Source organism: Amycolatopsis sp. NPDC051903, assembly GCF_044452505.1.
GTDB lineage: Bacteria > Actinomycetota > Actinomycetes > Mycobacteriales > Pseudonocardiaceae > Amycolatopsis.
The window spans coordinates 21,173-47,643 of the sequence record NZ_JBITBT010000060.1; the positions used below are offsets into that span (position 1 = coordinate 21,173).

Sequence of the window (26,471 nt, forward strand, 5' to 3'; positions counted from 1 at the left end):
TCGGCGTCCGCTGGGACTGGTTGGTCGGCAGCGCACGGGCAGGCAGCCGCACGTGCACATCGGGCAGCCAAGTCTAGGGGATCGGCCCCGGGCCCCGGCCGCTCACCCTCCGCTTCCGGAGCGGCCGCGCCGGATCACCTGCGCACTCGCGGCGAGGCCGGCGGACGTCAGCGGTGGGCGGCCATCGCGGCGGTGTAGACGCACACCGCGGCCGCCGTGGCGAGGTTGAGGCTTTCGGCCTTGCCGTACAAGGGGATGCGCACCGCCGCGTCGACGGAGTCCAACACGGACTCCGGCAGGCCGTGGGCTTCGTTGCCGAAGATCCACGCGATCGGGTCACCGAACGTGACCGTCTCGAGAGAGGTCGTGGCGTAGCCGTGGGCGGCGAGGGTGCGCAGGCCCGCTTCCCGGACCGCCGCCAGCGCCGCGGGGACGTCGCGCGTGCGGGCCAGCGGCACGTGGAACGTGCTGCCGGCGGCGGCGCGGACGCTCTTGCCGTTGTGGGGGTCGACGGTGTCGCCCGCGAGGACGACGGCGTCGGCACCGGCGGCGTCGGCCACGCGGATCACGGTGCCGGCGTTGCCGGGCTCGGCCACGTCCACGAGCACGACCACGAGGCGCGCGCCGGCCAGCACCGTCTCCAGTGGACGGTCGACGAGGGCGCAGACGGCCACGATCCCTTGCGGCGTCACGGTTTCCGAGAGGCCGTCGGCGGCGCGGTCGGTGATGGCCGACACCGGGACCCCGGCGGCCGAGGCCGCCGACACGAGCGCGCCGTGGGCCGCCGCCGCGCGTTCGGTGACGAACAGCTCGTACACGTGCCCGTGGGCGAGCGCCGCCTCGACGGCGTTGCCGCCTTCGGCCAGGAACCGGCCGGTCTTGTCGCGTTCCGCGCGCCGCGTCAACTTGCGCGCAGCAACGACCCGGGGCGTCCGTTCGGTGAACGGATCCGCCCCGGGTCGCGGAAAACTGCCGGTCAGGCCGACTTCGCTTCGCCGGTGGTGACGTTCGCCTTGGCGAGCTCGGCGAGCGCGGTGAAGGCGGCGGCGTCGTTGACCGCGAGGTCCGCGAGGATCTTGCGGTCGACCTCGACACCGGCGGCCTTGAGGCCCTGGATGAACCGGTTGTAGGTCACGCCGTTGGCACGAGCGGCCGCGTTGATGCGGGTGATCCACAGCTGGCGGAAGTCACCCTTGCGCGCGCGGCGGTCGCGGTAGGCGTAGTTGAGCGAGTGGAGCGTCTGCTCCTTGGCCTTGCGGTACAGCCGCGAGCGCTGGCCGCGGTAACCGCTGGCCAGTTCGAGAGTCGCGCGACGCTTCTTCTGGGCGTTGACCGCCCGCTTGACGCGTGCCACTGGTCCATCCTGTCGGTTCAGGGGGCGAGGTGACCCCGGGGGTGGTTAGTACGAGTGCGGAGAGCGGCTCTGGCTCACATGCCGAGCAGCCGCTTGACGCGGCCGGCTTCGGTCTTGGCGAGCTCGGTGGTGCCCTCGAGGCGCCGGGTGACGCGGCTGGACTTCTTCTCCATCAGGTGGCGGCGACCGGCCTTCTGGCGGCGCAGCTTGCCCGTGCCCGTCACGCGGATGCGCTTGGACGTACCGCTGTGCGTCTTCATCTTCGGCATGGTGATTCTGTCCTCTTCCGTGCGGCGGCACACCGGTGCCCCGGTGTGCCGCTGACTGTGCTGGGCGCTGCTGGAGGCGTTAGGCCTCGGGAACCGGCTCGGCCTTCGCGACCTTCGGCTTCACGTTCTTGTGCGGGGCCAGCACCATGATCATGTTGCGACCGTCCTGCTTGGGCGACGATTCGACGAAGCCCAGCTCGGTCACGTCGTCGGCGAGCTTCTGCAACAGCCGGAAACCGAGTTCCGGCCGGGACTGCTCACGCCCACGGAACATGATCGTGACCTTGACCTTGTTACCGGCCGCCAGGAACCGCGACACGTGACCCTTCTTGGTCTCGTAGTCGTGCTGGTCGATCTTCGGACGCAGCTTCTGTTCCTTGATGACCGTCATCTGCTGGTTGCGGCGGGACTCGCGGGCCTTCTGCGCGCTCTCGTACTTGAACTTGCCGAAGTCCATGAGCTTCGCCACGGGCGGACGTGCCTGTGGGGCGACCTCGACGAGATCGAGGTCGTGTTCCTGGGCCAGCCGCAGCGCATCTTCGATCCGGACGATGCCGACCTGCTCGCCGTTGGGTCCGACGAGCCGGACCTCCGGCACCCGGATGCGTTCGTTGATGCGTGTCTCGGAGCTGATGGGCCCTCCTTGGTCCGAGTGACTACTTCTCTTCTCGACCTGGTGCCCACATGACTCAGGCCCCGTCACCGGCATCCAGCCGATTACGGGGCCCGCTCTGTCTCCGATCGCGCGCGGTCGTGCTGACCGAACGCTTCGCCGGGGTGACGGATAGACTCATCCACCACGTCGGCGAGACCGGACCCGGACACCTGAGGCGGTGACGCGGGTGGGAGCGGGGCTCCACTTGCCGCCCCCGATCGCTCGAGGGCTGGTCGCACGTGGAAGGGTACCAGACGTGTCAGAACAACCTTCGCAACAGCCCCCGTATTCCCCTGACGTGCGCGACCTCGAGGACATCCCGAGCGTCGAAGTGATCAGCCGCGCCGCCGTGATGCTGATGTCGGCCGCCGCTGAGCGCCTCGGCCTGGCCGACGCCGACCCCGAGACCTCGCCGCGGCGCGACCTCGACGAGGCCCGGCGCCTGATCACGGCGCTGGCGGGGCTCGTCACCTCGTCCGTGGAGTACCTGGGCCTGCACGCCGGCCCGTTGCGCGACGGCTTGCAGTCGCTGCAGAAGGCGTTCCGCGAAGCCTCCGCGGTGCCCGACGCGCCCGGCCAGGGCCCGGGCGAGAAGTACACCGGCCCGGTCTACTGAGGTCCGGGATCCGCCGGGGTCCCGCCGAGCACCACCACCGGCCCGTTCGCACCGTCGCGGACGGGCCGTCGCCGTTTCCGGGATTGCCCTCGCCGACGTCCGGCATCTAACATGTTAGATGTGAGTCCGCTTCCCAAGGTCACCCGGCCGCTGCTGCGCGACGAGGCCTACGACCGCATCCGCCAGGCCATCATCGACGGCACCCTCGCGCCCGGGACCCCGCTGCGCGACGCCGACCTCGCCGACGAGCTCGGGCTGTCCCGCGCCCCCGTGCGGCAGGCGCTGCTGCGGCTGGCCGGCGACGGGCTCGTCGAGTCGAAGCCGCAGAGCTACACCCGCGTCGCCGCGATCGCGGGCGACGAAGTGCGCGACGCGGTGCAGCTCGTGCGAGCGCTGCACGAGTTCGCCGTCCGCCAGGCACTCCCCCGGCTCGGCGCCGAGCAGGTCGCCGCGATGCGCTCGGCCAACGAGCGGTTCGCCGCCGCGGTCGGCTCGGGTGACGTGGCCGCGGCGATCGCGGCCGACGACGAACTGCACGACGTACCCGTGCGCGCGTGCGGCAACCGCGCCGTCGCCGCGACCCTCGACCGCTACACGCCACTGCTGCGCCGGCTCGAGTACGCGCGGTTCAGCTCCCTGCCCGCCCACCGGTCGGTCAAGCGGCACACCGAATTGATCGACGCGGTCGAAGCCGGCGACGCCGAGACCGCCGCCGCCGTCACCTCGACGATCTGGTCCGACCTCGAAGCCACCCTCGACACCCTGGAGACCCCGTGAGCCTCACCGGCTTCCCCCGCTTCCCGCTCCTGATCGGCCCCTCGCCGATCCACCGGCTCGACCGCCTCACCGAGCACCTCGGCGGCGCGACCGTGTGGGCCAAACGCGAGGACCTCAACTCCGGGCTCGCCTACGGCGGCAACAAGACGCGCAAGCTCGAGTACCTCGTGGCCGACGCGCTCGCGCAGGGCGCGGACACGCTCGTGTCGATCGGCGGCGTGCAGTCCAACCACACGCGCCAGGTCGGCGCGGCCGCGGCGCGCGCGGGCCTGAAGGCCGTGCTGGTGCAGGAGAGCTGGGTCGACTGGCACGACCCGCTGCACGACAAGGTCGGCAACATCCAGCTGTCGCGGATCATGGGCGCCGACGTGCGGCTCGTCGAGGCCGGGTTCGGCATCGGGTTCAAGGAGAGCTGGGAGAAGGTGCTCGCGGAGGTCACCGCCGCGGGCGGAAAGCCCTACGCCATCCCGGCCGGCGCGTCTGACCACCGGCTCGGCGGGCTCGGCTTCGCGGGCTGGGTCGCCGAACTGGAACAGCAGGAGCGTGAGCTGGGCGTTTTCTTCGACACCGTCGTCGTCTGCTCGGTCACCGGCAGCACGCAGGCCGGCATGATCGCGGGCACCGCGCTGGGCGAGCGGCCGCGGCGGATCCTCGGCGTGGACGCCTCGGCCAAGCCCGCCGAGACGCGCGACCAGATCACCCGCATCGCCCAGGGCACGGCCGAACTCATCGGCGCGCGGACCATCGAGGTCTCCGACGTGGAGCTCGACGAGCGCTACCACGCCGGTACGTACGGCATCCCCGACGAGACCACGCTGGACGCGATCCGCACCGCCGCCCGGCTCGAGGGGATGATCACCGACCCGGTGTACGAGGGGAAGTCGATGGCCGGGCTGCTCGACCTGGTGCGCCGCGGGGAGATCCCGCGCGAGTCGAACGTGCTCTACGCGCACCTCGGCGGCCAGCCGGCGATCAACGCGTACACGAGCGTGCTGGGCTGACCGCGATCCGGGCCCCGGCGGGGGTGCCGGGGCCCGGAAGCGCGTCAGTCGAGCACGCAGAGCACGTCGATCTCCACGAGGAGACCGGCGGGCAGTCCCACGTAGACGGTCGTGCGGGCCGAATGCGGAGCCTCGCCGATCAGCTCGTTGTAGACCTCGTTGAACGGCCCGAAGTGGCTCGTGTCGGTGAGGTACACGCGCACCATGACCGCGTCGGCCCAGCTCGAGCCGGCCTCGGCGAGCAGCGCTTCGATGTTCTTGAACACCTGCCGGGTCTGCGCCGCGATGTCGTCGCCGACGATCGCGCCGGTGGCCGGGTCGAACGCGACCGTGCCCGCGACCTGCAGGATGTTCCCCTTGCGGACGGCTTGCGAGAACTTCGCCGGCGGCTTCGGCGCGTTCTGCGTGGTGATCGCCGTCTTGCCCATCATTGCCCCTTTCCGTTCCCCGTCCATCCACTGTGGACGGAAGCTTCCTCCGTGGCGGCCAGCAGCTGCGGCACGAGCGCGAGCAGGCCGTCGAAGTCCAGCAGCACCTTCGGCACCGACATCGACGCCGCGGCCAGCACCGCGCCGCCCGCGCCGCGCACCGGCGCCGCGACGCAGTGGATGAAGTCCTCGTGCTCGGCGTTGTCCACGGCGTACCCGCGTTCGATGACCTTCGCCAGCTCTTCGAGGTAGGCCTCGGGCGAGGTGATCGTGTTCGGCGTGAGCACGGGGTACTCGATCGACCGCGCGAGCTCCTCGCGCCGCGCGGGCGGCATCGCCGCCACGAGCACCTTGCCGACGGCCGTGCAGTGCAGCGGCGCGCGTTTGCCGATGCGCGAGTACATCCGCACCGAGTGGTGGCCCTCGAACTTGTCGATGTAGACGACCTCACCGTCCTCGTAGGACGCGAGGTGCACGGTGTGGCCGGTGCGGTCGTTGAGCGCCGCGAGCGCGTCGTGGGAGCTGCGCCGCACGTCGTGACCTTCGAGCGCCTGGTTCGCGAGGTCGAACAGCGCGCTGCCGAGTCGGTAGTGGCGGGGTCCCTCGCGCCACACGAAGTGGTGCGCCTCCAGCGTCCGCAGCAGGCGCAGCACGGTGGTCTTGTGCACGCCGATCTCCTCGGCGAGCTCGTCGAGCGTCTTCGCGCCGCGGGCGAGCCCGCCCAGCACGGTCAATGCCCGGTCCAGGCTCTGGCTCACGTCACCACCACGCCTTCTCCCGTCAGGCGGGCCGCGCCCCACGTTTCGGCGTCCGCCCGCAGCAGCGTAGTCACCACCGGCTCGGGCAGGGGCGCGCCGACGTCGTCGTGGGTAAGCAGGGTTGCGGCGGCTTGGAGGTGGCCGCGGCGCAGGCGGGTCGCCGGGTCCGCGCCGCGCAGGGTCGCGGCCAGGAAGCCGGCCGCGAACGCGTCGCCGGCGCCGACCGGTTCGACCACGTCCACGCGCAGCGCGGGTTCGAACACCGGCGGCGCGTCGCGCTCGACGAGGGTCGCGCCGCGTTCGCCGTGCTTGACGACGAGCGTGCGCGGCCCGGGCAGCAGTTCGCGCAGCCGCGCGGGGTCGCCGGTCCCCCAGACGCGTTCGGCTTCGTCGTCGCCGGTGAGCACGAGGTCGGCGAGGCCCGCCAGCTCCGCGAGCACGGCCACGTCCTGTCCCAGCACCGGGCGGTGGTTGACGTCGAAGGACACGAGCGCCTCGCCGCGCGGGGCGGTGAGCAGCGCGCGCACCAGCGCGAGGCAGCTGTCCGAGAGCGCGGGCGTGATCCCGGACAGGTGCAGCACGCGCACGCCGTCGAGCCGCAGCCGGTCCACCAGGTCCGGGCCCAGCGCGGAGGCGGCCGAGCCCGCCCGGTAGTAGCGCACGGGGCTGCCCTGCGCACCGCTTTCCTTGACGTACAAGCCCGTCGGGCGCTGGGGGTCGACCTCGACGCCGCTGACGTCGACGCCCGCCGCGGCGATCTCGGCCACCAGCGCGCGACCGAAGGGGTCGTCGCCGACCGCGCTCACCCACGCGCTCGGCACGCCGAGCGCCGGCAGGTGGCACGCGACGTTCGACTCCGCACCGCCGATCGTGCGCAACCAGGTGCGCACCCGCTCGGGCGGGCCGGGTTCGGCCGGCACGAACAGGGCCATCGACTCGCCGATGCAGAGCACCTCGGGCGGGCTGGTCACTGAATTTCTCCCTGTTCCGTCACCCCGTTGACCTGTGGCGAACCGGATGCTACACCTATGGCGCGCATTTTGCGCAACGTCCGTTGCAACATACGCAACCGAGGTCCTTGCTGGTGAGGTCTCCTTGATGAACAGTCCCGAGCACGCCACCCTGGCCGCCGCCGTCCGCGCGGGCCGCGACGAGAAGATCGACTGGCGGTTCCGCTCGATCGCACCCGCACTCGACGGCCACACGCTCGACGAGGCCGCCGCCCGCCGCGCGAACCTGTTCGCCGACGGCTTCTTCGGCCCGTTCGTGGTGCTCGACGCCGCCGCGCTGGAGCACAACCTCGCGACGATGGCCGCGTGGTGCTCCGGCCACGGCATCGCGCTCGCGCCGCACGGCAAGACGACGATGGCGCCCGAGCTGTTCCTGCGCCAGCTCGAGCACGGCGCGTGGGGCGTCACCGCCGCGAACGCGGGCCACCTGCGGATCTACCGCGCCTTCGGGGTGTCGCGGATCCTGCTGGCCAACCAGCTCGTGGACCCCGCCGGTCTGCGGTGGCTCGCCGGCGAGCTGGCCGCGGACCCGGCCTTCGAGTTCGTCTGCTGGGTCGATTCGGTGCGCGGGGTCGAGCTGATGACCGAGGCACTGGCCGGATCGGCGCGGCCGGTCGACGTGCTGGTGGAACTCGGCGGCGCGGGCGGGCGCACGGGGGTGCGCGACCCCGAGACGGCGCTCGCCGTGGCCGAGGCGGCCGCGAAGAGCCCGGCGCTGCGGCTGCGCGGCACGGGCGGCTACGAGGGCGCCCTGTCGCACGACACCGACGACGCCGCCCTGGCGAAGATCAGCTCCTATGTGGACACTCTCCGCGATTCGGCGATCGCGTTCGCGGACAAGGGATTCCTCGCCGAAGGCCGGGTGTACGTGACGGCCGGCGGCAGCGCGTACTTCGACCGCGTCGCCGAAGAGCTCACGAAACCGTGGCCCGAGGGCCTGGACGTGCTGCCGATCCTGCGCAGCGGGGCGTACGTGACGCACGACGACGGCTTCTACCGCGAGATCTCGCCGCTCGGCGCGCACCCGCGCTTGGCCGGCGTCGAACCGTTCCACGCCGCGTTGCACGCGTGGGCGCAGGTCACGTCGAAGCCCACGGCCGAGCTCGCACTGCTGACCGCGGGCAAGCGCGACCTGCCCTACGACGAGGGCATGCCCGAGCCCCAGCTGCTGCGCAAGGACGGCGTGGTCACGGACCTCGCCGGCCACACCGTCACGAAGCTCAACGACCAGCACGCGTTCCTCGCGCTGCCGGCGGCTTCGCCCGTCGAGGTGGGCGACTGGGTGCGGCTCGGCTTGTCGCACCCGTGCACGACGTTCGACAAGTGGCCCCTGCTGCCGGTGGTGGACACCGACGGCGAGACCGTGGTCGACTTCGTGCGGACGTGGTTCTGATGGATCTCGTCATCCGCGGCGCCCGCGTCGCGGACGGCACCGGCGGCCCGATCACCCGCCACGACGTCGGTCTCGACGACGGCCGCATCACCGAGGTCGCGCAACCCGGCTCGCTCACGGGCGGGCGAGTGCTCGACGCCGACGGACTGGTGCTGGCGCCCGGGTTCATCGACATGCACTCGCACTCCGATCTGCAGCTGCTCGCGAACCCGGACCACCTCGCCAAGGTCTCCCAGGGCGTGACCACCGAAGTGCTCGGGCAGGACGGGCTGTCCTACGCGCCGGTCGACGACACCGTGCTGGAAACGCTGCGCGGGCAGCTCGCCGGCTGGAACGACGATCCGGCCGGGTTCGACTGGAACTGGCGCTCGGTCGGCGAGTACCTCGACCGGCTCGACCGCGGCATCGCCGTGAACGCGGCCTACCTCGTACCGCAGGGCACGGTCCGCATGCTCGCCGTCGGCTGGGCGGACCGGCCGGCGAAACCCGCGGAGCTCGCCCGGATGAAGGAGCTCGTCGCGACGGGGCTGGCCGAGGGCGCGTTCGGCCTGTCGTCGGGGCTGACCTACACCCCGGGGATGTACGCCGACACGGCCGAGCTCGTCGAACTGTGCCGCGTGGTCGGCGAACACGGCGGCTACTACAGCCCCCACCACCGCAGCTACGGCGCCGGCGCGCTGGAGGCGTTCGCCGAGATGGTCGACGTGTCGCGCCGCTCGGGCTGCCCGCTGCACCTCGCGCACGCGACGATGAACTTCTCGGTCAACAAGGGCCGCGCGCCGGAGTTGCTGAAGCTGCTCGACGACGCGCTCGACGCGGGCGGCGACATCACGCTCGACACCTACCCGTACCTGCCCGGCGCGACCTACCTGTCGGCGCTGCTGCCCAGCTGGGCCACCGAGGGCGGGCCGGAGGCGACCTTGGCGCGGCTGTCCGATGCGGACACCCGCGAGCGCGTCCGCGCCGAGCTCGAGGAGTCCGGTTCGGACGGTGCGCACGGCGTCCCGATCGACTGGTCGGCGATCGAGATCAACGGCGTGCGCCACCCCGGCAACGCCGCGCTCGTGGGCCGCAGCGTCGCCGAATCCGCGCGGGCGGCGGGAAAAGCACCGGCCGAGCTGTACTTCGACACGCTCTTGGACGAACGCCTCGGCACCTCGTGCCTGATGCACGTGGGGCACGAGGAGAACGTGCGGGCCATCATGCGCCACCGCACGCACACCGGCGGATCCGACGGACTGCTCGTCGGTGACCGGCCGCACCCGCGCGCGTGGGGCACGTTCCCCCGCTACCTCGCGCGCTACGTCCGCGAGCTGGGCGTGCTCGGGCTGGCCGACTGCGTCGCGCACCTCACCGGGCGTCCCGCGCGGCGGCTGCGGCTGCCCGACCGGGGGTTCGTCCGCCCCGGCTACGCCGCCGACCTGGTGTTGTTCGACCCGGACACGGTCGCCGACACCGCGACGTTCGACCACCCGCGGCAAGCCGCCACGGGCATCTCCCACGTCTTCGTGAACGGCGTCGCCGCGCTCGAGGACGGTCTCCCCACCGGCGCCCTCGCCGGTCATTCCCTTCGTTCCCCCGGGAGGGGCCGATGATCCACTGGCTGCAGACCACGACCGGCGGTCTGCTCACGCTCGCCGCGGTGTCGATCGCGGTGCTGCTCGTGCTCATCATCAAGGTCAAGCTCGAGCCGTTCATCGCCCTGATCGTGGTGGGCGTGCTGACCGCGCTGGCCGCCGGGCTGCCGGTGGGCACGCTGGTCGGCACCGCGCAGAAGACGTCGGATTCCTTGCTGGAAAAGGGGTTCGGCAGCATCCTCGGGCACATCACGGCGATCATCGGCCTCGGCACGCTGCTCGGGTCGATCCTCGAACGCTCCGGCGGCGCTCGCGTGCTCACGTCCGCACTGCTGCGCACCTTCGGCGAGAAACGCGCACCGCTCGCGATGGGCCTGTCCGGCCTGATCTTCGGCATCCCCGTGTTCTTCGACATCGGCATCTTCGTGCTGGCGCCGCTGGTCTACGCCGCGGCCAAGCACGGCGGCCGCTCGATCGTGCTGTACGCGATGCCGCTGCTGGCGGGCCTGTCGATCACGCACGCGTTCATCCCGCCCCACCCCGGGCCCGTCGCCGCCGCCGGCCTGCTGCACGTGGACCTCGGCTGGCTCATCCTGATGGGCGCGATCTGCGGCATCCCGGCGTGGTTCATCGGCGGCATCCTGTACTCGACGTGGATCGGCAAGCGCGTGGACGTACCGCTGGCCGAGGAGTTCGCGAAGCTCGCCGGCGACGACGAGGAAGAAGAGCAGAACCCGCCGTCGCTGGCCCTGGTGGCGGGCATCATCTCGATCCCGCTCGTGCTGATCCTCGTGGGCACGTTCGGCAGCATCGTGCTGCCGAAGAACTCCGGAGCCGCGAGCGTCGCCGCGTTCCTCGGCACGCCCGCCATCGCGCTGACGATCGCGACCCTGCTCGCGTCGTGGCTGCTGGGCCGCCGCCGCGGCATGACGGGCGCGGACCTCGCGCAGCTGTCAGCCAACGCGCTGCGGCCGGTCGCGATGATCCTGCTGGTGGTGGGCGCGGGGTCGTTCTTCGGCGCCGTGCTCGCCGCGACGGGCATCGGCAAAGCCGTGGCGGGTTCGCTCGGCGACGCCGGCCTGCCGGTGATCCTCGCGGCGTACGTGATCAGTTGCGGCCTGCGCATCGCGCAGGGCTCGGCGACGGTCGCGATCGTGACGACGAGCGGCATCGTCGCGCCTTCCGTGGTGGAGCTGCACTATTCGCAGGCGCAGCTCGCGCTCGTGGTCGTCGCGATCTCCGCGGGGTCCATCATCGCCTCGCACGTGAACGACGGCGGTTTCTGGATCGTCTCGCGCTACTTCGGGCTTTCCGTGCCCCAGACGCTGAAAACGTGGACCGCGTTGGAAACAGTCCTTTCCGTGAGCGGGTTCGCCGTGGCAGCATTGATCATGGCAGTGGTCTGAACCATATCTTCGTCACCGCACCCGGCCACCGCCGAGAACGCCGCCGTCCAGAGAACCGGTCCCCTCACCGTTGGGAGAAACCTCGATGGCAGGACTTTCCCGTCGCACGTTCCTCGGCGCCGCGGGCGCCGCCGGCCTCGGCACCGTGGTCGGAGCGCAGCTCGCCGCGGCCGCGCCCGGCTGTCCGCGCGACGCCGGCGCCACGGCCTACGTCGGCAGCTACACCAGCACGCCGCCCGCCGGCCACGGGCTCGACGTCGTGAGCCGCACCGGTACCGCGCTGACCCCGGTGCGCACGGTTTCCAGCGTGCCCGACGCGTCGTGGTTCGACCGCAGCCTCGACGGCCACACGCTCTACGTCACGAACGAAGGCGACCCGGACGGAGCGATCTCGGCGCTCGACGTGCGCGACGCCGAGAACCCGAACCTGCTCGGCTCCGTGTCGTCGAAGGGCAGCGCGCCCACGCACCTGTCCGTGCACAGCAGCCAGAAGTACGTGCTGGCGGCCAACTACGGCTCCGGCAGCGTCGTCGTCCTGCCGATCCTCGACGGTGGCGAACTCGGCCCCGCCACGGACCTGCAGCAGCACGTCGGAGCCGAACGCGACGCGCACGCGCACCAGGTCGTGAACGACCCGACGGGCCGGTGGGTGCTGTCGGTGGACCTCGGCGCCGCCTCCGTGTACGTGTACACCCTGGACACCGGAACCGGGAAACTCGCGTTGCACCAGCAGGTCACGCTCCCGTCGGGAGCCGGGCCGCGCCACCTGGCCTTTCACCCGGACGGCCGCTACGCCTACCTCGCCCAGGAGCTGCGGCCGGAGATCACCGTGCTGTCGTGGGACGCCGCGGCGGGCAAGCTGACGCCGCTCGCAGTCGTCCCCGCCGTGCCCGCGGGAGCCACGGGTGACCTGTTCCCCGGAGAGATCGTGGTGTCGAAGGACGCGAAGTTCGTGTACGCCACCGTGCGCGGCCCGAACACCCTCGCCACGTTCACCGTCACCGGCGGCGGCACCGGCCTGAAGCTCGTGTCCAGTGTGGACACCGGCGGCAACTGGCCCCGCCACCTCGCCCTGCCGGCCGACGAGCGCTGGTTCTACGTCGCCAACCAGCGTTCCGGCACCGTCACCTGGCTGCCGCGCGACCCGGCGACCGGCCTGCCCGGCGCCGTCGCCGGCTCACTCGCCGTGCCTTCGGTCAACTCCGTCTTCTTCGCCTGACCGGCGTCGCTCGCGGGCGGCGGACCGACCGGTCCGGCGCCGGCGAGCCCTACCCACTGGGAGCTCAACGATGAGAGTGCGTCGTACGTTCACCGCTGTTGCCGCACTGGCCCTGCTGGCCGGCTGCGCCCCCACCCAGTCCGCGCCCGCGGGTCCGGGTGGCGACGAGCAGACCGGCACCCTGCGGGTCTGGCTGTTCGACGAAGCCAACCGCGCGCCCAAGGAGGCGGCGGTGGGCGAAGCCGTCAAGGAGTTCACGGCCGCCCACGCCGGCGTGACCGTCGACGTGCAGTGGGTGCCGGTCGAAGGGCGCGCCGACAAGTTCTCCGGCGCCTTCAACGATCCCTCGAACGCCCCGGACGTCGCCGAGTTCGGCAACACCGACGTCGCGAGCTACGCGCAGACCGGCGCGCTGAGCGACCTGACGTCCGACATCTCGGCGTGGAGCGAGGGCAAGGACCTGCTGCCGGCGGTGCTCGACACCGCCAAGTCGGGTGGCAAGACCTACGGCCTGCCCTGGTACACGGGCATCCGCGCCCTCTACTACCGCACCGACGTGTTCACCGAGCTGGGCCTCGAGCCGCCGGCGACGCTCGCCGAGCTGACCGACGACGCGCGCAAGATCCGCGCGGCCAAGCCCGACCTCTACGGCATCGCCACCGGTGGCAAGTACACCTACGCGCTCCTGCCGTTCATCTGGGCCAACGGCGGCGACGTCGCCAAGTCCGCCGGCGGCACGTTCACGGCCACGGTGGATTCCCCGCAGGCCAAGGCGGGCATCACCGCGTACGCGAACCTGCTCTCCGACGACATCTGCCCGCCCGCCGCGTGCGCGAACCTCACCGGCACGCAGAGCGTCACGGCGTTCGCGGGCGGCAAGGCCGGCATGACGATCGGTGGGGACTTCAACCGCAAGGCCGTGGAACAGGGCGCGGTGAAGGGTGAGTATGCGGTGATCCCGCTGCCGGGCACCACGCCGGGTTCGGTCGCGCCCGCGTTCGCCGGCGGCAACCTGCTGGGGGTGTTCGGCGCGAGCAAGCGCCACGGGCTCGCCGTGCAGTTCGCCGAACTGCTGGCCGGGGCTAAGTACCAGGAGAAGATGTACGCCGCGATGGGCAACCTGCCCACACTGGGCAGCGTGCAGAAGAAGCTCGCCGCGAACGACCCGACGCTGAAGCCCTTCGTCGACACGCTCGCCGCAGGCACGAAGTTCGTGCCGAGCACGCCGGGCTGGTCGAAGATCGACAGTCAGAACGTGCTGCCCACCGCCGTGCAGCAGATCGCGACCGGGGGCAAGGACGTCGACGGCGCGCTCGCCGACGCCACCGCGGCGATGAACAAGAACTTCGGCTGATGGTCGCGTCTCAGCTGCCCGTCTCCGTCCCGGCACCGGTCGCGCCCCGCCGCGCGCGCCGGCGCCGCGACGGGCGCGCGGCAGTGGCGTACCTGCTGCCCGCGGGCGTCCTGCTCGCGGCGCTGCTGGTGTACCCGATCTACCAGCTGGTGCTGATCTCGTTCTACGACTACGGGCAGCCGCAGGCAGCGGGCGCGGCGCCGCTGGTGTTCCTCGGGTTCGACAACTACGCCGCGCTGCTCTCGGACGTCCAGTTCTGGACGGTGCTGGCCAAGACCGTCGGCTTCGCGGCCGCGTGCGTCCTCGGCAGCCTGGTGGTCGGCACGGCGCTGGCGGTGCTGGCGTCGAAGGTCCGGGCGGTGCCGCGGACGCTGCTGTTCCTCGCCGCGCTCGGTGCGTGGTCGACGCCCGCGATCGCCGGCTCGTACGTGTGGCTGTTCCTCTTCGACACCGACTTCGGCCTGGTCAACGAAGTGCTCTCGGGCGTCGGCTTCACCGGCATGGCGCACCACTCGTGGACGTTCGGCACCTTCGGCGCGTTCGGGCTCGTGGCGGCCGAGGTGATCTGGTGCTCGTTCCCGTTCGTGCTCGTCACGATGTACGCGGGGATCAAGGCCATCCCCGAGGAGGTGCTCGAAGCCGCGGCGCTGGACGGCGCGTCGCCGTGGCGGAGCGCGTGGTCGGTCGTGCTGCCGATGGTGCGGCCGCTGCTGATGATCGCGACCATCCAGTCGATCATCTGGGACTTCAAGGTGTTCACGCAGATCTACGTGATGACCAACGGCGGCGGCGTGGCGGGGCGCAACCTCGTGCTCAACGTCTACGCCTACCAGCAGGCCTTCGCCGGGCAGGAGTACGGGCTCGGCTCGGCGATCGGAGTCGTGATGACACTGCTGCTCCTGTCCGTCACCGGGCTCTACGTCCGCTCGCAGCGCCGGAGCACGGCATGGCTGTGATCAGGGCCAGGACCGGCGTGCGCCGGCCGGGCCGGTTCGTGGCCGAAGTCGTGACGGTCGTGGTCGCGGGGCTCGTGGCCTTCCCGCTGTACTGGATGGTGCTCTCGGCGTTCAAGCCGGCGGGTGAGATCCAGACTGCGAACCCGAAGCCGTGGACGTTCGCGCCCTCGCTCGACAGCTTCGAGCGCGTGCTCACCGTGTCGGGCTTCGGGCGGTTCTTCCTGAACAGCCTCGTGGTCGCGCTCGCCGTGGTGGTGTTGTCGCTGCTGCTGTCGTTCCTGTCGGCGGTGGCGCTCACGCGGTTCCGCTTCCGCGGCCGCGCGGTGCTGCTGGTGATGATCCTCGTGGCGCAGATGGTGCCGGTGGAAGCGTTGACCATTCCGCTGTTCTTCCTGATGCGCCAGATCGGCACGGCCGTGCCGGCGTTCGGGCTCAACGAGCTGGGCTCACTCGTGCTGGTGCACCTGGCGTTCAGCCTGCCGTTCGCGATCTGGCTGCTGCGCGGGTTCGTCGCGGCCGTACCGGTGGAGCTGGAGGAGGCGGCGAAGCTGGACGGGGCTTCGCGGCTGCGCTTCACGTGGCAGATCCTGTTCCCGCTCGTGGCGCCTGGGCTGGTCGCCGTGAGCGTGCTGGCGTTCATCCACGCGTGGAACGACTTCCTGTTCGCCAAGACGTTCATCATCTCCAAGACCGAGAACCAGACGCTGCCGCAGGCGATCCTGGTGTTCTTCAAACCGGAGGACACCGACTGGGGCGCGGTGATGGCGTCCTCGACCCTCATGACGATCCCGGTGCTGGTGTTCTTCGTGCTGGTGCAACGCCGGCTCGTGGCCGGGGTGTCCGGCGCGGTGAAAGGCTGAGCATGCCCGGATTCGACACCCTGCTCCCCCGCCCGGTCTCGGTGACCGAGGTGCCCGGCACGTGCCCGTGGCCGGCGCCCGTCACCGTGCGGCCCGCGCCGGAGCTGCCCGCGGAGGGCTACCGCCTCACGATCACGCCGACCGGGGTCACGCTGCGCGTCGCCGACGCGGCCGGCGAGGTCTACGGCCGGCAGACGCTGCGGCAGCTCGCCGGCCCGGACGCGTTCCGCGCCGCGCCGATCCGCGCCGGGCAGCGGCTGCCGTGCGGGGTCGTGGAGGACCACCCGCGGCTGGCGTGGCGCGGCTGCCTGCTCGACGTCGCGCGGCACTTCCGCACGAAGGCCGAAGTTCTGCGGTTCGTCGACCTGCTCGCGGCGCACAAGCTCAACGTGCTGAACCTGCACCTCACCGACGACCAGGGCTGGCGCCTCGAGGTGCCGCGGTTCCCGAAGCTGACCTCGATCGGCGGCTGGCGGCGCTCGTCGATGACCGGGCGCCACGACGGCCCCGAACGCGACGGCCGCCCGCACGGTGGGTTCTACTCCACCGACGACCTGCGCGAGATCGTCGCGTACGCCGCTTCGAGGGCCGTCACGGTCGTACCCGAGATCGACGTCCCTGGCCACGCCCGCGCGGCTATCGCCGCCTACCCCGAGCTCGGCCCGGACCCGGGCGCGGAATGGGAAGTCTGGACGTCGTGGGGCATCAGCACGTCGCTGCTCGATCCGTCGGAGTCCACTGTGGACTTCTTCCGCGCGGTGTTCGACCACGTCCTGGACATCTTCCCCGCACCGGTGATCGGGCTGGGCGGCGACGAGGTCCCCGGCGCGACCGAAGCCCACGGCCGGTTCGTGCGGGAGATGGCGGCGCACCTCGCGGCGCGCGGCCGGCAGGCGCTGGGCTGGGACGAGGTACTGGACGTCGAGGGCCTGCCGCCGATGGTGATCGGCGCGTGGCAGAGCCAAGCGCGGGGCGAACTCGCCGCGGCGCGCGGGCACGACGTGGTGCTGTGCCCCGAGGACCGCGTGTACCTCGACCACCGCCAGTCCGACCACCCGGACGAGCCCATCCCCGTCGGCTACCGGCACACGCTCGAAGACGTCTACGCCTACGAACCGGCCCTGGCCGGTCCCCGGCTGCGCGGCGCGCAGGCCCAGGTGTGGTCCGAGCACCTCGACACCGCGCGGCGCGTGGACTACGCCGCTTTCCCGCGGCTCAGCGCCTTTGCCGAGGTCGTGTGGAGCAGCGGCCCGCGCGACTTCGCGGAGTTCCTGCCCCGCCTGCGCGAGCACCACCTGCCACGGCTCGACGCACTGGGCGTCGAATACCGGCCCCTCGACGGGCCGCACCCGTGGCAGACCCGGCCGGGGGTACCGGGCCGGCCGCGCTGATGCCCGACGACGAGTACCGCGAATTCAGCGGCGGGACCGGTCGGGCCGGATGTGGTGCGGCCCGGGTGTCCCGTCCGGGCGCACGCCGGTGCTCCACCACCAGCCCGCGGCCGTGACGACCGCGGCCAGGAATCCGCCCACCAGCAACACCACGCCCGCCACCAGGAGCGGCGTCGCGACGACGACCACGGCGCCGGCGACGAGCGTCAGCAGCGCGGCCGCGCACCCGAGCGCCCACTGCCCCAGCGAGCGGCGGAAGCGTTCGGGCGACGCGACGCGCAGCCGGAGTTCGGTGGCGCACCACGGGCACGTGACGGTGTCGCGCGCATCGCCTTCGAGAGGAGGCCGCACGGTGAACGCGGTCGTGTGGGTGGCGAACTCCGGGGAGCGCGACGAGAAGCGGGATTCGGTGAGGTGCCACAGCCGAAGCCGTGGGCGTGGGTCGGCAGGCACCCGGGGTCTCCTCAGCGTCGGTTCGCGGTGACCGTACCGCGCGACGCGCGGCCAGAACCCGAGCGGTATAGGTCGTTATACGGGGCCGTAGCGGTACCAGACCTCGGGCCGGCCGACCTGGCCGTAGTGGGGTTCGCGGTGGACCACGCCGTTGTCCGCCAGGTACTCCAGGTACCGGCGGGCGGTGACGCGCGACGCGCCGATCGCGCTCGCGGCCGTGGCGGCCGAGAGACCTTCGTCGGCGGCGGCCAGCGCCGTGGTGATCGCTTCGAGCGTCTCGCCGCTCATCCCCTTCGGCAGCGCGGTGTGCTCGCTGGTGCGCAGCGTCGCGAGCGCGCGGTCGATCTCGGCCTGGCCGGTGACCTCACCGGACGCCCGGTGGAACTCCGCGTAGCTCTCCAGCTTCTCCCGCAGCGAGGCGAACGTGAACGGCTTCAGCAGGTACTGCACCACCCCCACCGACACCGCCGCCTTCACCAGCGCGAGGTCGCGCGCCGACGTCACGGCGATGACGTCGATCGGCAGCCCGGCCGCGCGCAGCGAGCGGCACACGGCGAGCCCGTGGGTGTCGGGCAGGTAGAAGTCGAGCAGCACGAGGTCGACGGGTTCGCGCTCGCAGAAGCGCAGGGCGTCGCCGCCGGAGTGGACCACGCCGGCGACGGTGAAGCCGGCCAGCCGCTCGACGTAGAGCCGGTGCGCCTCGGCGGCCACCGGCTCGTCCTCCACCACCAGCACGCGGATCACCGCAGCGCCTCCTGTCTCGGCAACCGGACCGTGAACACCGCGCCGGCGTCTCGTCCGACCTCGACGCTGCCGCTGTAGCGCCGCACCGCCTGCACCACCAGCGCGAGCCCGAGCCCGTGGCCCTCGGCCGCCTTCGTCGACCAGCCGCGGCGGAACATGTCCTCCACAGCTTCCTCCGGTACCCCGGGCCCGTTGTCGGCGACCCGCAGCAGCAGCCCGGCTTCGTCGGTGAACGCCGTGACGACCACACCCGGCCGCCCGCTCGCGCCGCGCACGGCCGCGTCGATGCCGTTGTCGATGAGGTTGCCCAGGATCGTGACGAGGTCGCGCCCGGCGAGGGCCACGCCGAGGTCTTCGATCACCGTGTCCGGCGTGATCGTGAACTCGACCCCGCGTTCGTTCGCCTCCGCGGCCTTGCCCAGCAGCAGCGCGGCGAGCACCGGTTCGGAGACCGCGCTCATCACGCGGTCGGTGAGCTCTTGCGCCAGCGCGAGCTCGGCCGTCGCGAACTCGACGGCGTCCTCCGGGCGGCCGAGTTCGACGAGCGAAACCACGGTGTGGAGCCGGTTCGCGGCCTCGTGCGCCTGCGACCGCAGCGCTTCGGCGAGGCTGCGGGCCGTGGTGAGCTCACCCGTGAGCGCCTGGAGTTCCGTGTGGTCGCGCAGGATCACGACCGTGCCCTGCGCGCGCCCGCCCGAGCGCACGACAGTCGTGCTGACCACCAGCACGCGCGCGTCGGTCAGGTGCAGCTCCTCGGTGCGCGTCTCGGCCGAGACGAAGGCGGCCACGAGCTCTTCGGGCAAGCCGAGTTCGGCGAGCGGACGGCCGACCGGGTCGCCGGTGAGGCCCAGCAGCGCGCGGGCACCGTCGTTGCACAGCCCGACGCGGCCGTCGCGCCCGACCAGCAGCACACCCTCGCGCACGGAGTGCAGCACGGCCTCGTGGTATTCGAACAGGTTGCTGAGCTCCCCCGGCGCGATCCCGCGCGTCTGGCGCTTGAGCCGCGCGCTGACGAGCCACCCGCCGCACGCGCCGACGAGCAGCACGGCCCCCGCGACGCCGGCAAGGGGCCACACGCGGTCCCGCAGCTCGGCCGAGATCGCGGCGATCGTGATGCCGACCGCCACGAGCGCCACCACGCGGTGGTTCGCGTCGAAGACCGGCACGACCGCGCGGACCGAGGGCCCGAGCGAACCCGTGTAGGTCTCGGTGACCAGCCCGCCGCGCTGGGCGGCGCCGATGTGGCCGAGGAACGGCTGCCCGATCAGCGCCGGGTTCGGGTGCGTGTAGCGGATCCCCCGCGGGGTCATGATCGTCACGAAGTCGACGTCGGCGTCGGCCTGCACCTGCAGCGCGTACGGCTCCAGCATCGCCGACGGGTCCGGTGTGGACACCGCGTGCACCACGCCCGGCGCGTCGGCGATCGCGTGCGCGACCGCCAGCGACTGCTCACGCGCCCGGTCCGTCACCGTGCGGCGGGCGTCGAGGTAGGCGATGGTCAGCCCGCCCGCCACGAGCACGAGCAGCACCGCCAGCTGGAGGACCAGCAGCTGGCGGGCGAGGCTCCAGCGGCTCGAGCGGGTCCGCGGCGGGGCAGGCACGTGCCCATACCAGCACACCCGCCCGCCGGGCAACACACCGGTGGCGCCACCGCCCCCGCGTACCACCGTCCGAACCGGACCGGACAACGCACGCGAACTCAATGAACACAACGGTGACGCTGGTCATATCCGCCCCGCATAGTGACCGGCGTTCCGCCCACCCCGAGCTGGAGGCAACGGTGCCGACACCGACCCCCGAAGCGGCCGCGCCCAAGCGCGACCGGACGCGTTACCTGTACCTCACCGTGATCGTCGCCGTGGTGCTCGGCGTGCTGGTCGGCCTGATCTGGCCGTCGTTCGGCAAGCAGCTCGCACCGCTGGGCACCGGGTTCGTCAACCTGATCAAGATGATGATCTCGCCGATCATCTTCTGCACCATCGTGCTGGGCATCGGCTCGGTCGCGAAGGCGGCGAAGGTCGGCAAGGTCGGCGTGACGGCGCTGGTCTACTTCATCGTGATGTCGACGTTCGCGCTCGCCATCGGCCTCGTCGTCGGCAACATCCTGCACCCGGGCACGGGGCTGCACCTCAACCCCGCCGACGTGTCGAAGGTCCACGACCAGGCCAAGGGCGCCGAGGGCGGCGTCGACTTCGTGCTCGGCATCATCCCGACCTCGTTCGTCTCGGCGTTCACCGAAGGCCAGGTCCTGCAGACGCTGCTGATCGCGCTGCTCACCGGGTTCGCGCTGCAGAAGCTGGGCAAGCGCGGCGAGCCGATCCTGCGCGGTATCGAACACGTGCAGCGCCTGGTGTTCCGGATCCTGTCGATGATCATGTGGGCCGCCCCCGTCGGCGCGTTCGGCGCGATCGCGGCCGTGGTCGGCGCCACCGGCTGGGGCGCGCTGCGCAGCCTGCTGGTGATCATGCTCGGCTTCTACGTCACGTGCCTGATCTTCGTGTTCGGCATCCTCGGCACGGTGCTGTGGCTCGGCGCGCGGGTCAGCATCTTCAGCCTGCTCAGGTACTTGGGCCGCGAGTTCCTGCTGATCCTCTCGACGTCCTCGTCGGAATCGGCGCTGCCGCGGCTGATCGCGAAGATGGAGCACCTGGGCGTCAGCAAGCCCGTCGTCGGCATCACCGTGCCCACCGGCTACTCGTTCAACCTCGACGGCACCGCGATCTACCTGACCATGGCGACGCTGTTCATCGCCACGGCCCAGGACGAGCCGCTCGCGCTGGGCGAGCAGATCACGTTGCTGCTGTTCATGATCATCGCGTCGAAGGGTGCGGCGGGCGTGAGCGGCGCCGGCATCGCGACCCTGGCCAGCGGCCTGCAGTCGCACCGGCCGGAACTGGTCGACGGCGTCGGGTTCATCCTCGGCATCGACCGGTTCATGTCCGAGGCCCGTGCGCTCACGAACTTCGCCGGCAACGCCGTGGCGACCGTCCTCATCGGATCGTGGATGAAGGAGTTCGACCGCGACAAGTCCCGCCAGGTGTTCGCCGGGTCGGCACCGTTCGACGAAGCCACACTGCTCGACGAGGCCAAGACCCCCGAACCGCCGGCCGAGGAGCGCTCCGCGCCGGTGCCCGTCACCACCGGGAGCTAGAAGCCCGTTCGCACCCGAGGGCTCCTTCCGGCCCGCTCCCCCCGCGAGGGTGCGAACTCCCCGTGTGCCGTGGTCGTGAGCGTCCCCCGTGTTCACGACCACGGCACACGGCTGTCCACTGCCTTTCTCAACGATGATCACTTCGGTTGAGGGCGAGCTGAACCGGACGGCCGGTACACCCGCGACGCCCTGGATGGGCTTGCCGCCGCCGGCGGCCCCCAGGCCACCGCTGCAGCTACCTGCCCACACCGCCGCAGAGCTCAAGCAGCGACGGCACACCCTCCGGCACGTCATGCTCAGCCCCAGCCGGACCGGCTACCTCGTCCGCACCGGCCTCGTCCTCAACGGAGTCCGGACGTGATCACCGTTGGGAAAACCTCACTTGGTGTCGTAGACCTCGCGCGCGACGGCGATCTCCTCGCGGTGGCGCTCCGCCCAGCCGACGAGCCCGGACAACGTATCGTACAGCTCGCGCGCCATCGGCGTCGCCTGGTACTCCACGCGTGGCGGCACCGTCGGGTAGATGGTGCGCTCCAGCAGCCCGTCGCGTTCGAGGTTGCGCAGGGTCAGCGTGAGCATCCGGCGGCTGATCCCGGCCACCGAGCGCTCCAGCTCCGTGAACCGCACCGGGCCGCGCGAGGCTTCCAGGAGGATGCCGATCGCCCATTTGCCGCTGATCCGGTTGAGCACCTCGAGCACGGTGCACATGTCGAGTTTCGCCGGGTCGATCGTGCTGACCTCGTCGGTCACAGCGGTGTTCCCCTGGGACATGAAAGTGCCTCCTTCCGCACCTGGGCATGGTCACACAAGATGGTCCCGGTAACAAGAGATGCCCTGGGGACGACCTGGGATTCTCTTCGGAGAGCCGTTCTGGAGGGACCGAAATGCCGGAAGTTCGCCGCCGCGCCATCGCACTCGTGGTGCTGTGCGCGGCCTCGCTCATGGTGGTGCTCGACGGGACCATCGTCGCGGTGGCCCTGCCCTCGATCCAGGCCGAACTGGGCTTCAGCTCCGCCGGCCTGGCCTGGGTGGTCAACGCTTACCTCGTCGCGTTCGGCGGGCTGCTCCTGCTGTCCGGCCGGCTCGGCGACCTCCTCGGCCGGCGGCGGGTGTTCCTCGCCGGGCTCGTGGTCTTCACCGCGTCCTCGCTGGCCGCCGGGCTCTCGGCCGACGCGGGAGTGCTCGTGGTCGCGCGGTTCGTGCAGGGCATCGGCGGCGCGCTCGCGTCGGCCGTGGTGCTGGGCATGATCGTGACGATGTACCCCGAGCCGCGCGCGCAGGCTCGCGCGATCGGCGTGTTCAGCTTCACGCAGGCGTCGGGCGCCTCGATCGGGCTCATCGCCGGTGGGGCGCTCACCCAGGCGCTCGACTGGCACTGGACCTTCTACGTCAACCTGCCGATCGGGGTCGCCGCGCTCGTACTGGCGCCGCTGGTGGTGGACGCGGATCGCGGCCGCGGCTTGCGAAGCGGGCTGGACGCGCTGGGCGCGGTGCTCGTGACGGGCGGCGTGATGCTGCTCGTGTACGGGATCGTGCAGGACGGTGAACTCCTGCCGCTCGCGGGCGGGGTGCTGCTGCTGGCCGCGTTCGTGGTGCGGCAGGCGCGGGCACGCACGCCGTTGCTGCCGCTGCGGCTCTTCCGGGTCCGCGCGGTCAGCGGCGCGAACCTCGCGATGGTGTTCATGGTCGCCGGGATGATGGGCTTCCAGTTCGTGACAGCGCTTTACCTGCAACAGGTGCTGGGACTGGGCGCGCTCGGCACCGGGGTCGCGTTCCTGCCCGCGCCGGTGATGATCGCGGTGTTTTCGCTGGGGCTCTCGGCGAAGCTGAGCGCCCGGTTCTCCCCGCGGGTGGTGCTCGTCGCCGGGCTCGCGGTGGTCGTGGCCGGCTTCGCCTTGCTCACGGGCGTGCCCGCCCAGGGCAGCTACTTCGTCCACGTGTTCCCGGCGCTGGTCCTCATGGGTTCCGGTGCGGGAGCGGCGATCCCGGCGGTGATGGGACTCGCGATGTCGGGTGCGGACGCCGCCGACTCCGGCGTCGCGTCGGGCCTGATCACCACCACGCAACAGGTTGGTGCGGCAATCGGCACGGCGGTACTGGCCACCGCCGCCGCGGCGCGGACGGCGGGCCTGGTCGCCGAGCGGACGGCGGCGCGCGAAGCGCTGGCTTCGGGCTACCGGCTCGCATACGGGCTGAGCGCGGGCTTCGTGCTCCTCGCCGCCGCGGTCGCGGCGCTCGTGCTGGCGCGACGGCCGCGTCCGGCCGCGGCACCGGAGCTGTGCGTGGCGGGTCAGGCGAGGTAGGCGGCCAGACCGTGGTGGCCCCGCCGCATCATCCACGCGTGGTTCGCGCGGAAGAACGGCCGGGCCACCACGTCGAGCCGGCGCAGCAACGGTTTGCGCGCCCGCACGTGCTGCGTGATCTCCAGCCGGGTGCCCGGGCCGACGACGTGCAGCGCGCCGGCGAGGAACCCTTCGAGGTCACCGCTGAGCCCGACCCGCAGGTGACCCGATTCCGGGTCCTCCTCTTCGCGGTGCATCGCGATCACGATGCGGTAGGGCAGGTTCGACTGGCAGACGACCTCGGCGGTGTCGTCGTCGACGCGGCGGACCGAGCGCACGTCGGACCACCACCGCGGGTACGCCTCGAGGTCCACGACGGCGTCGAAGACGCGCGGCGCCGGCGCCGACGGGAGCCACCACGTGCTCCGGAACCGGTACTCGGCGCCCGCCACCGCTAAACCTTCGCCGACACCAGGTCGCGGCCGTCGAGCGTGACGATGCCGACCGAGGCGACGTCCGCCGGCGCGACGACGGCCGAACCGTCGAGACCGAAGCCCTGTGTGCTCCACTTCTCCGACACGAGCCAGCTGCCGGCATCCCACTGCGCGCCGTCCTTGGCGGTGACGACGAGCTTGCACCGCTCGCCCGCGGCGATGCCCTTCACCGACACGTGCACCCGGACCCAGCCCGGCGCGGGGATCACCGACGCGGTGAGGCTCGCGCCCGTCGCCGCGTTGGTGGCCGACACGTCGCGCGTGCCGGGCACGGCGACCTGCTGGGTGCCGGTGTCGGGCGCGGTCTGGCGGCCGATGACGACCCCGCCGCCGAGCGCGACCACGGCGACGACGGCCGCGGCCACGAGCGCGAGGCCGCGGCGCTGCCCGGTGCGCCGTGGTGCTTCGACCGGCGGGGCCTGCTCCTCCTCGGCCCGGATCCGCCGCAGCGTGCGCTGCAGCAGCAGGTCACCGCCCTCGGGCGGGCCGTCGAGGAACGCCTCGGGCGGCACCTCGTCGAGCGCCTCCCGCAGGGCGCTGAAGTCCTTGAGCTCGAACCGGCACTGCGCGCACGTGGCCAGGTGGCGTTCGAACTCCGCCGCTTCCGCCGGCTCCAGTGCGCCGAGGACGTAGGCGCCGAGCTGCGCGTGCTCCTGCTCGACCGCGCTCATCTCACTGCCTCCGTTCCGCCGCTCACCATCGCCGCGCGCAGGGCGCGCAGGGCGTAGTACGACCGGGATTTCACGGTGCCGGGCGCGACCCCCAGCAACTCCGCCGCTTCCGCCACCGATCTCCCTCGATAGTAGATCTCCACGAGCACGTCGCGATGTTCTTGCGACAGCCCTTCGAGGGCACCCAGCACCGTCATCGAGTCGACGACGCCCTGGGCGTGGTCGCGTTCCACGGGCGCCGCCAGGGTTTCCGGCCCTTCGGCGACCTCGGCGGGCCTCGACGAGCGGGCGCGCGCCCGGTCCGTGACCAGGTTGCGCACGACGGTGAGCAGCCAGCCGCGGACCGAGCCCTTCCGGTCCTCGGCCAGGTCACCGGCGTGCTTCCAGGCCCGCACGAGCGTCTCCTGCACCACGTCCTCCGCGGCTGCGCGGTCGCCCGTCAGCCGGGTCGCGTACGCCATGAGGCTCCGCCCGTGCTCCGCGTAGAGCTGCTCCACGAGCTGCTCGGCGGCGGCCTTCTTCGGCTGCCCGCGTCCGATCGCCACCCTCGACCTCCCGACGGTGTTCTGGGTAGGCGTGGACAGTACTGCACGACACAGCTCGAAGGCCGGTCGTCGCCGTACGCCCAGTACCGCCGTCGCATCCACCGGGAGATCGCCCCCTTTCCTGGAGAGTCCGTCGTGCTGAGAGGTCCCGACACCCCTGACACGGATGCCGTGCGGCGCCGGTTCACCGGGAGTTCAGAAAGTTCCGCACCGGAATTCGTCGCCGGCGCGCGCCTGGATGGGTGGTGTCGGTGGCCGGGACGTCGCTTGTCGATCACACCGCGCGGTTCCTAAGCTGACGCGGCACCGCCGCCGCCTGGATCGTCCCGGAGGCTCGCCGTGCCCGTGAAAACCCGTCTCGCGCTCGTCGGGCTCGCCGCTCTGTGCGCCGCCGGCTGTGCCGCCGCCCCGGCCGCTCCGGCCCCCGCGTCACCGGACTTGACCGCGACGCTCACCACCCCGACCGACATCGACCTGCGCTGGCCCGCGACCGGTCCCGGCGCGGGCGGGCACCTGCTGGAGTACGCGAACGCCGCCGGAGGCCCGTGGACGGCGCTGCAGTACCTGCCGTCCGCGCAGACCACCTACCGGCACCCGGACCTGATCCCGGAGACGCCGTTCTACTACCGCGTGCGGGAGTTCTTCGGCCCCGTGTCCGCGGTGGTGACGGCGGGCGCGCCGGCTGCGCCCGCTCCCCCGGGCGCGGCGGTTTCCGTGCACACCCCGGGCGACGCCGCCGCCCCGGCCGCGGTGCGAGCCGTCGCCGCCGAGGACGCGGCCGTGCAGTTCACCTGGGCCGACCGCTCGACGGACGAAACCGGTTTCCTCGTGGAGCTGCGCAAACCCGGTGCCACGGACTTCGCGCCGGTCGAGGTCACCGACCCGAACGTGACGACCTGCGCGCTTTCCCCGTTGCCGGGCGAGCAGGGCAGCTCGTTCCGCGTCCGCGCGCTCTACTACGGCCCGGCCTCCCCCGTCGTGCACCGCACGACCGGCAAGGACTGACGCGGCGGGGGGGGGGGGGGGGCGGGGGGGGGGGGGGGGGGGGGGGCCGGGGGGGGGGGGGGGGGGGGGGGGGGGGGGGGGGGGGGGGGGGGGGGGGGGGGG

29 protein-coding genes are annotated in these 26,471 nt (G+C 72.0%); 15 read left to right on the top strand and 14 right to left on the bottom strand.

Annotated features, from left to right (window positions below; all coding sequences use genetic code 11):
- Positions 1 to 167 precede the first annotated feature (167 nt).
- From ACIA77_RS49825 to infC, 4 genes are all read right to left on the bottom strand, one after another.
- Complete coding sequence (locus ACIA77_RS49825; RefSeq protein WP_395893282.1) at positions 168 to 980, bottom strand: TrmH family RNA methyltransferase; 813 nt, start codon at positions 978 to 980, stop codon at positions 168 to 170.
- Positions 977 to 1,354 (bottom strand): 50S ribosomal protein L20, encoded by a 378-nt coding sequence (gene rplT / locus ACIA77_RS49830; protein ID WP_009079612.1) that lies wholly within the window; start codon positions 1,352 to 1,354, stop codon positions 977 to 979. Before rplT ends, ACIA77_RS49825 begins: the two co-directional genes overlap by 4 nt.
- Positions 1,355 to 1,428: 74 nt before the next feature.
- On the bottom strand, positions 1,429 to 1,623 hold the full coding sequence (rpmI, locus tag ACIA77_RS49835) for a 50S ribosomal protein L35 (RefSeq protein WP_204095232.1): 195 nt from the start codon (positions 1,621 to 1,623) through the stop codon (positions 1,429 to 1,431).
- Between the two features lie 79 nt (positions 1,624 to 1,702).
- Positions 1,703 to 2,332 (bottom strand): translation initiation factor IF-3, encoded by a 630-nt coding sequence (gene infC / locus ACIA77_RS49840; RefSeq protein WP_395893256.1) that lies wholly within the window; start codon positions 2,330 to 2,332, stop codon positions 1,703 to 1,705.
- A 202-nt stretch (positions 2,333 to 2,534) separates the two neighbouring features.
- On the opposite strand from infC, the gene ACIA77_RS49845 reads away from it, so the two are divergent.
- The 3 genes from ACIA77_RS49845 to ACIA77_RS49855 all read left to right on the top strand — a co-directional run bounded on the left by ACIA77_RS49845 (position 2,535) and on the right by ACIA77_RS49855 (position 4,672).
- Positions 2,535 to 2,894 carry a DUF1844 domain-containing protein gene (locus ACIA77_RS49845; RefSeq protein ID WP_395893257.1) on the top strand — a complete coding sequence of 120 codons (360 nt, stop codon included), beginning with the start codon at positions 2,535 to 2,537 and terminating at the stop codon, positions 2,892 to 2,894.
- Between the two features lie 120 nt (positions 2,895 to 3,014).
- On the top strand, positions 3,015 to 3,671 hold the full coding sequence (locus ACIA77_RS49850; RefSeq protein WP_395893258.1) for a GntR family transcriptional regulator: 657 nt from the start codon (positions 3,015 to 3,017) through the stop codon (positions 3,669 to 3,671).
- Positions 3,668 to 4,672 carry a 1-aminocyclopropane-1-carboxylate deaminase gene (locus ACIA77_RS49855; protein ID WP_395893259.1) on the top strand — a complete coding sequence of 335 codons (1,005 nt, stop codon included), beginning with the start codon at positions 3,668 to 3,670 and terminating at the stop codon, positions 4,670 to 4,672. Before ACIA77_RS49850 ends, ACIA77_RS49855 begins: the two co-directional genes overlap by 4 nt.
- Positions 4,673 to 4,716: 44 nt before the next feature.
- Here the strand turns inward: ACIA77_RS49855 and ACIA77_RS49860 are convergent, their stop codons facing one another.
- From ACIA77_RS49860 to ACIA77_RS49870, 3 genes are read right to left on the bottom strand one after another with little or no spacing between them, the layout of a single operon-like run.
- Positions 4,717 to 5,100, bottom strand: coding sequence for a RidA family protein (locus ACIA77_RS49860; protein WP_395893260.1), 384 nt, complete (start codon positions 5,098 to 5,100; stop codon positions 4,717 to 4,719).
- On the bottom strand, positions 5,100 to 5,858 hold the full coding sequence (locus ACIA77_RS49865; RefSeq protein ID WP_395893261.1) for an IclR family transcriptional regulator: 759 nt from the start codon (positions 5,856 to 5,858) through the stop codon (positions 5,100 to 5,102). Before ACIA77_RS49865 ends, ACIA77_RS49860 begins: the two co-directional genes overlap by 1 nt.
- Positions 5,855 to 6,829 carry a sugar kinase gene (locus ACIA77_RS49870; RefSeq protein WP_395893262.1) on the bottom strand — a complete coding sequence of 325 codons (975 nt, stop codon included), beginning with the start codon at positions 6,827 to 6,829 and terminating at the stop codon, positions 5,855 to 5,857. Before ACIA77_RS49870 ends, ACIA77_RS49865 begins: the two co-directional genes overlap by 4 nt.
- Positions 6,830 to 6,956: 127 nt before the next feature.
- Here ACIA77_RS49870 and ACIA77_RS49875 point away from each other — a divergent pair, with 127 nt between their 5' ends.
- The 8 genes from ACIA77_RS49875 to ACIA77_RS49910 all read left to right on the top strand — a co-directional run bounded on the left by ACIA77_RS49875 (position 6,957) and on the right by ACIA77_RS49910 (position 17,024).
- On the top strand, positions 6,957 to 8,261 hold the full coding sequence (locus ACIA77_RS49875) for an amino acid deaminase (RefSeq protein ID WP_395893263.1): 1,305 nt from the start codon (positions 6,957 to 6,959) through the stop codon (positions 8,259 to 8,261).
- Positions 8,261 to 9,856, top strand: coding sequence for an amidohydrolase family protein (locus tag ACIA77_RS49880; RefSeq protein WP_395893264.1), 1,596 nt, complete (start codon positions 8,261 to 8,263; stop codon positions 9,854 to 9,856). The genes ACIA77_RS49875 and ACIA77_RS49880 overlap by 1 nt, the downstream gene beginning before the upstream one ends.
- Positions 9,853 to 11,244, top strand: a complete 1,392-nt coding sequence (locus ACIA77_RS49885) for a GntP family permease (RefSeq protein WP_395893265.1) — start codon at positions 9,853 to 9,855, stop codon at positions 11,242 to 11,244. The genes ACIA77_RS49880 and ACIA77_RS49885 overlap by 4 nt, the downstream gene beginning before the upstream one ends.
- An 85-nt stretch (positions 11,245 to 11,329) precedes the next feature.
- Positions 11,330 to 12,463, top strand: a complete 1,134-nt coding sequence (locus ACIA77_RS49890; RefSeq protein ID WP_395893266.1) for a lactonase family protein — start codon at positions 11,330 to 11,332, stop codon at positions 12,461 to 12,463.
- A gap of 70 nt (positions 12,464 to 12,533) precedes the next feature.
- Positions 12,534 to 13,817 (top strand): extracellular solute-binding protein, encoded by a 1,284-nt coding sequence (locus tag ACIA77_RS49895; protein ID WP_395893267.1) that lies wholly within the window; start codon positions 12,534 to 12,536, stop codon positions 13,815 to 13,817.
- On the top strand, positions 13,817 to 14,773 hold the full coding sequence (locus tag ACIA77_RS49900) for a carbohydrate ABC transporter permease (RefSeq protein ID WP_395893268.1): 957 nt from the start codon (positions 13,817 to 13,819) through the stop codon (positions 14,771 to 14,773). Before ACIA77_RS49895 ends, ACIA77_RS49900 begins: the two co-directional genes overlap by 1 nt.
- The gene (locus ACIA77_RS49905) at positions 14,764 to 15,633 is read left to right on the top strand and encodes a carbohydrate ABC transporter permease (protein ID WP_395893269.1); all 870 of its coding nucleotides are present in this window, start codon (positions 14,764 to 14,766) and stop codon (positions 15,631 to 15,633) included. The genes ACIA77_RS49900 and ACIA77_RS49905 overlap by 10 nt, the downstream gene beginning before the upstream one ends.
- A gap of 2 nt (positions 15,634 to 15,635) precedes the next feature.
- A complete protein-coding gene (locus ACIA77_RS49910; protein ID WP_395893270.1) occupies positions 15,636 to 17,024 on the top strand; it encodes a beta-N-acetylhexosaminidase in 1,389 nt (462 codons plus the stop codon).
- A gap of 24 nt (positions 17,025 to 17,048) precedes the next feature.
- Here the strand turns inward: ACIA77_RS49910 and ACIA77_RS49915 are convergent, their stop codons facing one another.
- The 3 genes from ACIA77_RS49915 to ACIA77_RS49925 form a co-directional block, all read right to left on the bottom strand.
- Positions 17,049 to 17,477: a hypothetical protein gene (locus tag ACIA77_RS49915; protein WP_395893271.1), complete on the bottom strand. Its 429-nt coding sequence runs from the start codon at positions 17,475 to 17,477 to the stop codon at positions 17,049 to 17,051.
- 75 nt (positions 17,478 to 17,552) lie between these two features.
- A complete protein-coding gene (locus ACIA77_RS49920) occupies positions 17,553 to 18,221 on the bottom strand; it encodes a response regulator (protein ID WP_395893272.1) in 669 nt (222 codons plus the stop codon).
- On the bottom strand, positions 18,218 to 19,822 hold the full coding sequence (locus ACIA77_RS49925) for an ATP-binding protein (RefSeq protein ID WP_395893273.1): 1,605 nt from the start codon (positions 19,820 to 19,822) through the stop codon (positions 18,218 to 18,220). The genes ACIA77_RS49920 and ACIA77_RS49925 overlap by 4 nt, the downstream gene beginning before the upstream one ends.
- 179 nt (positions 19,823 to 20,001) lie before the next feature.
- On the opposite strand from ACIA77_RS49925, the gene ACIA77_RS49930 reads away from it, so the two are divergent.
- Together ACIA77_RS49930 and ACIA77_RS49935 are read left to right on the top strand one after the other, a co-directional pair.
- Positions 20,002 to 21,372, top strand: a complete 1,371-nt coding sequence (locus tag ACIA77_RS49930; protein WP_395893274.1) for a cation:dicarboxylate symporter family transporter — start codon at positions 20,002 to 20,004, stop codon at positions 21,370 to 21,372.
- A 133-nt stretch (positions 21,373 to 21,505) separates the two neighbouring features.
- Positions 21,506 to 21,733, top strand: a complete 228-nt coding sequence (locus tag ACIA77_RS49935; RefSeq protein WP_395893275.1) for a hypothetical protein — start codon at positions 21,506 to 21,508, stop codon at positions 21,731 to 21,733.
- A 17-nt stretch (positions 21,734 to 21,750) separates the two neighbouring features.
- On the opposite strand, the gene ACIA77_RS49940 is transcribed toward ACIA77_RS49935, so the two are convergent.
- The gene (locus ACIA77_RS49940; protein ID WP_395893276.1) at positions 21,751 to 22,143 is read right to left on the bottom strand and encodes a winged helix-turn-helix transcriptional regulator; all 393 of its coding nucleotides are present in this window, start codon (positions 22,141 to 22,143) and stop codon (positions 21,751 to 21,753) included.
- Positions 22,144 to 22,256: 113 nt separating this feature from the next.
- Here ACIA77_RS49940 and ACIA77_RS49945 point away from each other — a divergent pair, with 113 nt between their 5' ends.
- Positions 22,257 to 23,675 carry an MFS transporter gene (locus ACIA77_RS49945; RefSeq protein ID WP_395893277.1) on the top strand — a complete coding sequence of 473 codons (1,419 nt, stop codon included), beginning with the start codon at positions 22,257 to 22,259 and terminating at the stop codon, positions 23,673 to 23,675.
- Here ACIA77_RS49945 and ACIA77_RS49950 read toward each other — a convergent pair.
- The 3 genes from ACIA77_RS49950 to ACIA77_RS49960 are packed head-to-tail and all read right to left on the bottom strand — an operon-like array spanning position 23,663 to position 25,364.
- Complete coding sequence (locus ACIA77_RS49950) at positions 23,663 to 24,106, bottom strand: SRPBCC family protein (RefSeq protein WP_395893278.1); 444 nt, start codon at positions 24,104 to 24,106, stop codon at positions 23,663 to 23,665. The two genes, ACIA77_RS49945 and ACIA77_RS49950, sit on opposite strands and share 13 nt — an antisense overlap.
- Before the next feature lie 2 nt (positions 24,107 to 24,108).
- The gene (locus tag ACIA77_RS49955) at positions 24,109 to 24,819 is read right to left on the bottom strand and encodes a zf-HC2 domain-containing protein (protein WP_395893279.1); all 711 of its coding nucleotides are present in this window, start codon (positions 24,817 to 24,819) and stop codon (positions 24,109 to 24,111) included.
- Positions 24,816 to 25,364, bottom strand: a complete 549-nt coding sequence (locus ACIA77_RS49960) for a sigma-70 family RNA polymerase sigma factor (protein WP_395893280.1) — start codon at positions 25,362 to 25,364, stop codon at positions 24,816 to 24,818. Before ACIA77_RS49960 ends, ACIA77_RS49955 begins: the two co-directional genes overlap by 4 nt.
- A 339-nt stretch (positions 25,365 to 25,703) precedes the next feature.
- Here ACIA77_RS49960 and ACIA77_RS49965 point away from each other — a divergent pair, with 339 nt between their 5' ends.
- A complete protein-coding gene (locus ACIA77_RS49965) occupies positions 25,704 to 26,369 on the top strand; it encodes a fibronectin type III domain-containing protein (RefSeq protein WP_395893281.1) in 666 nt (221 codons plus the stop codon).
- Positions 26,370 to 26,471: the final 102 nt, after the last annotated feature.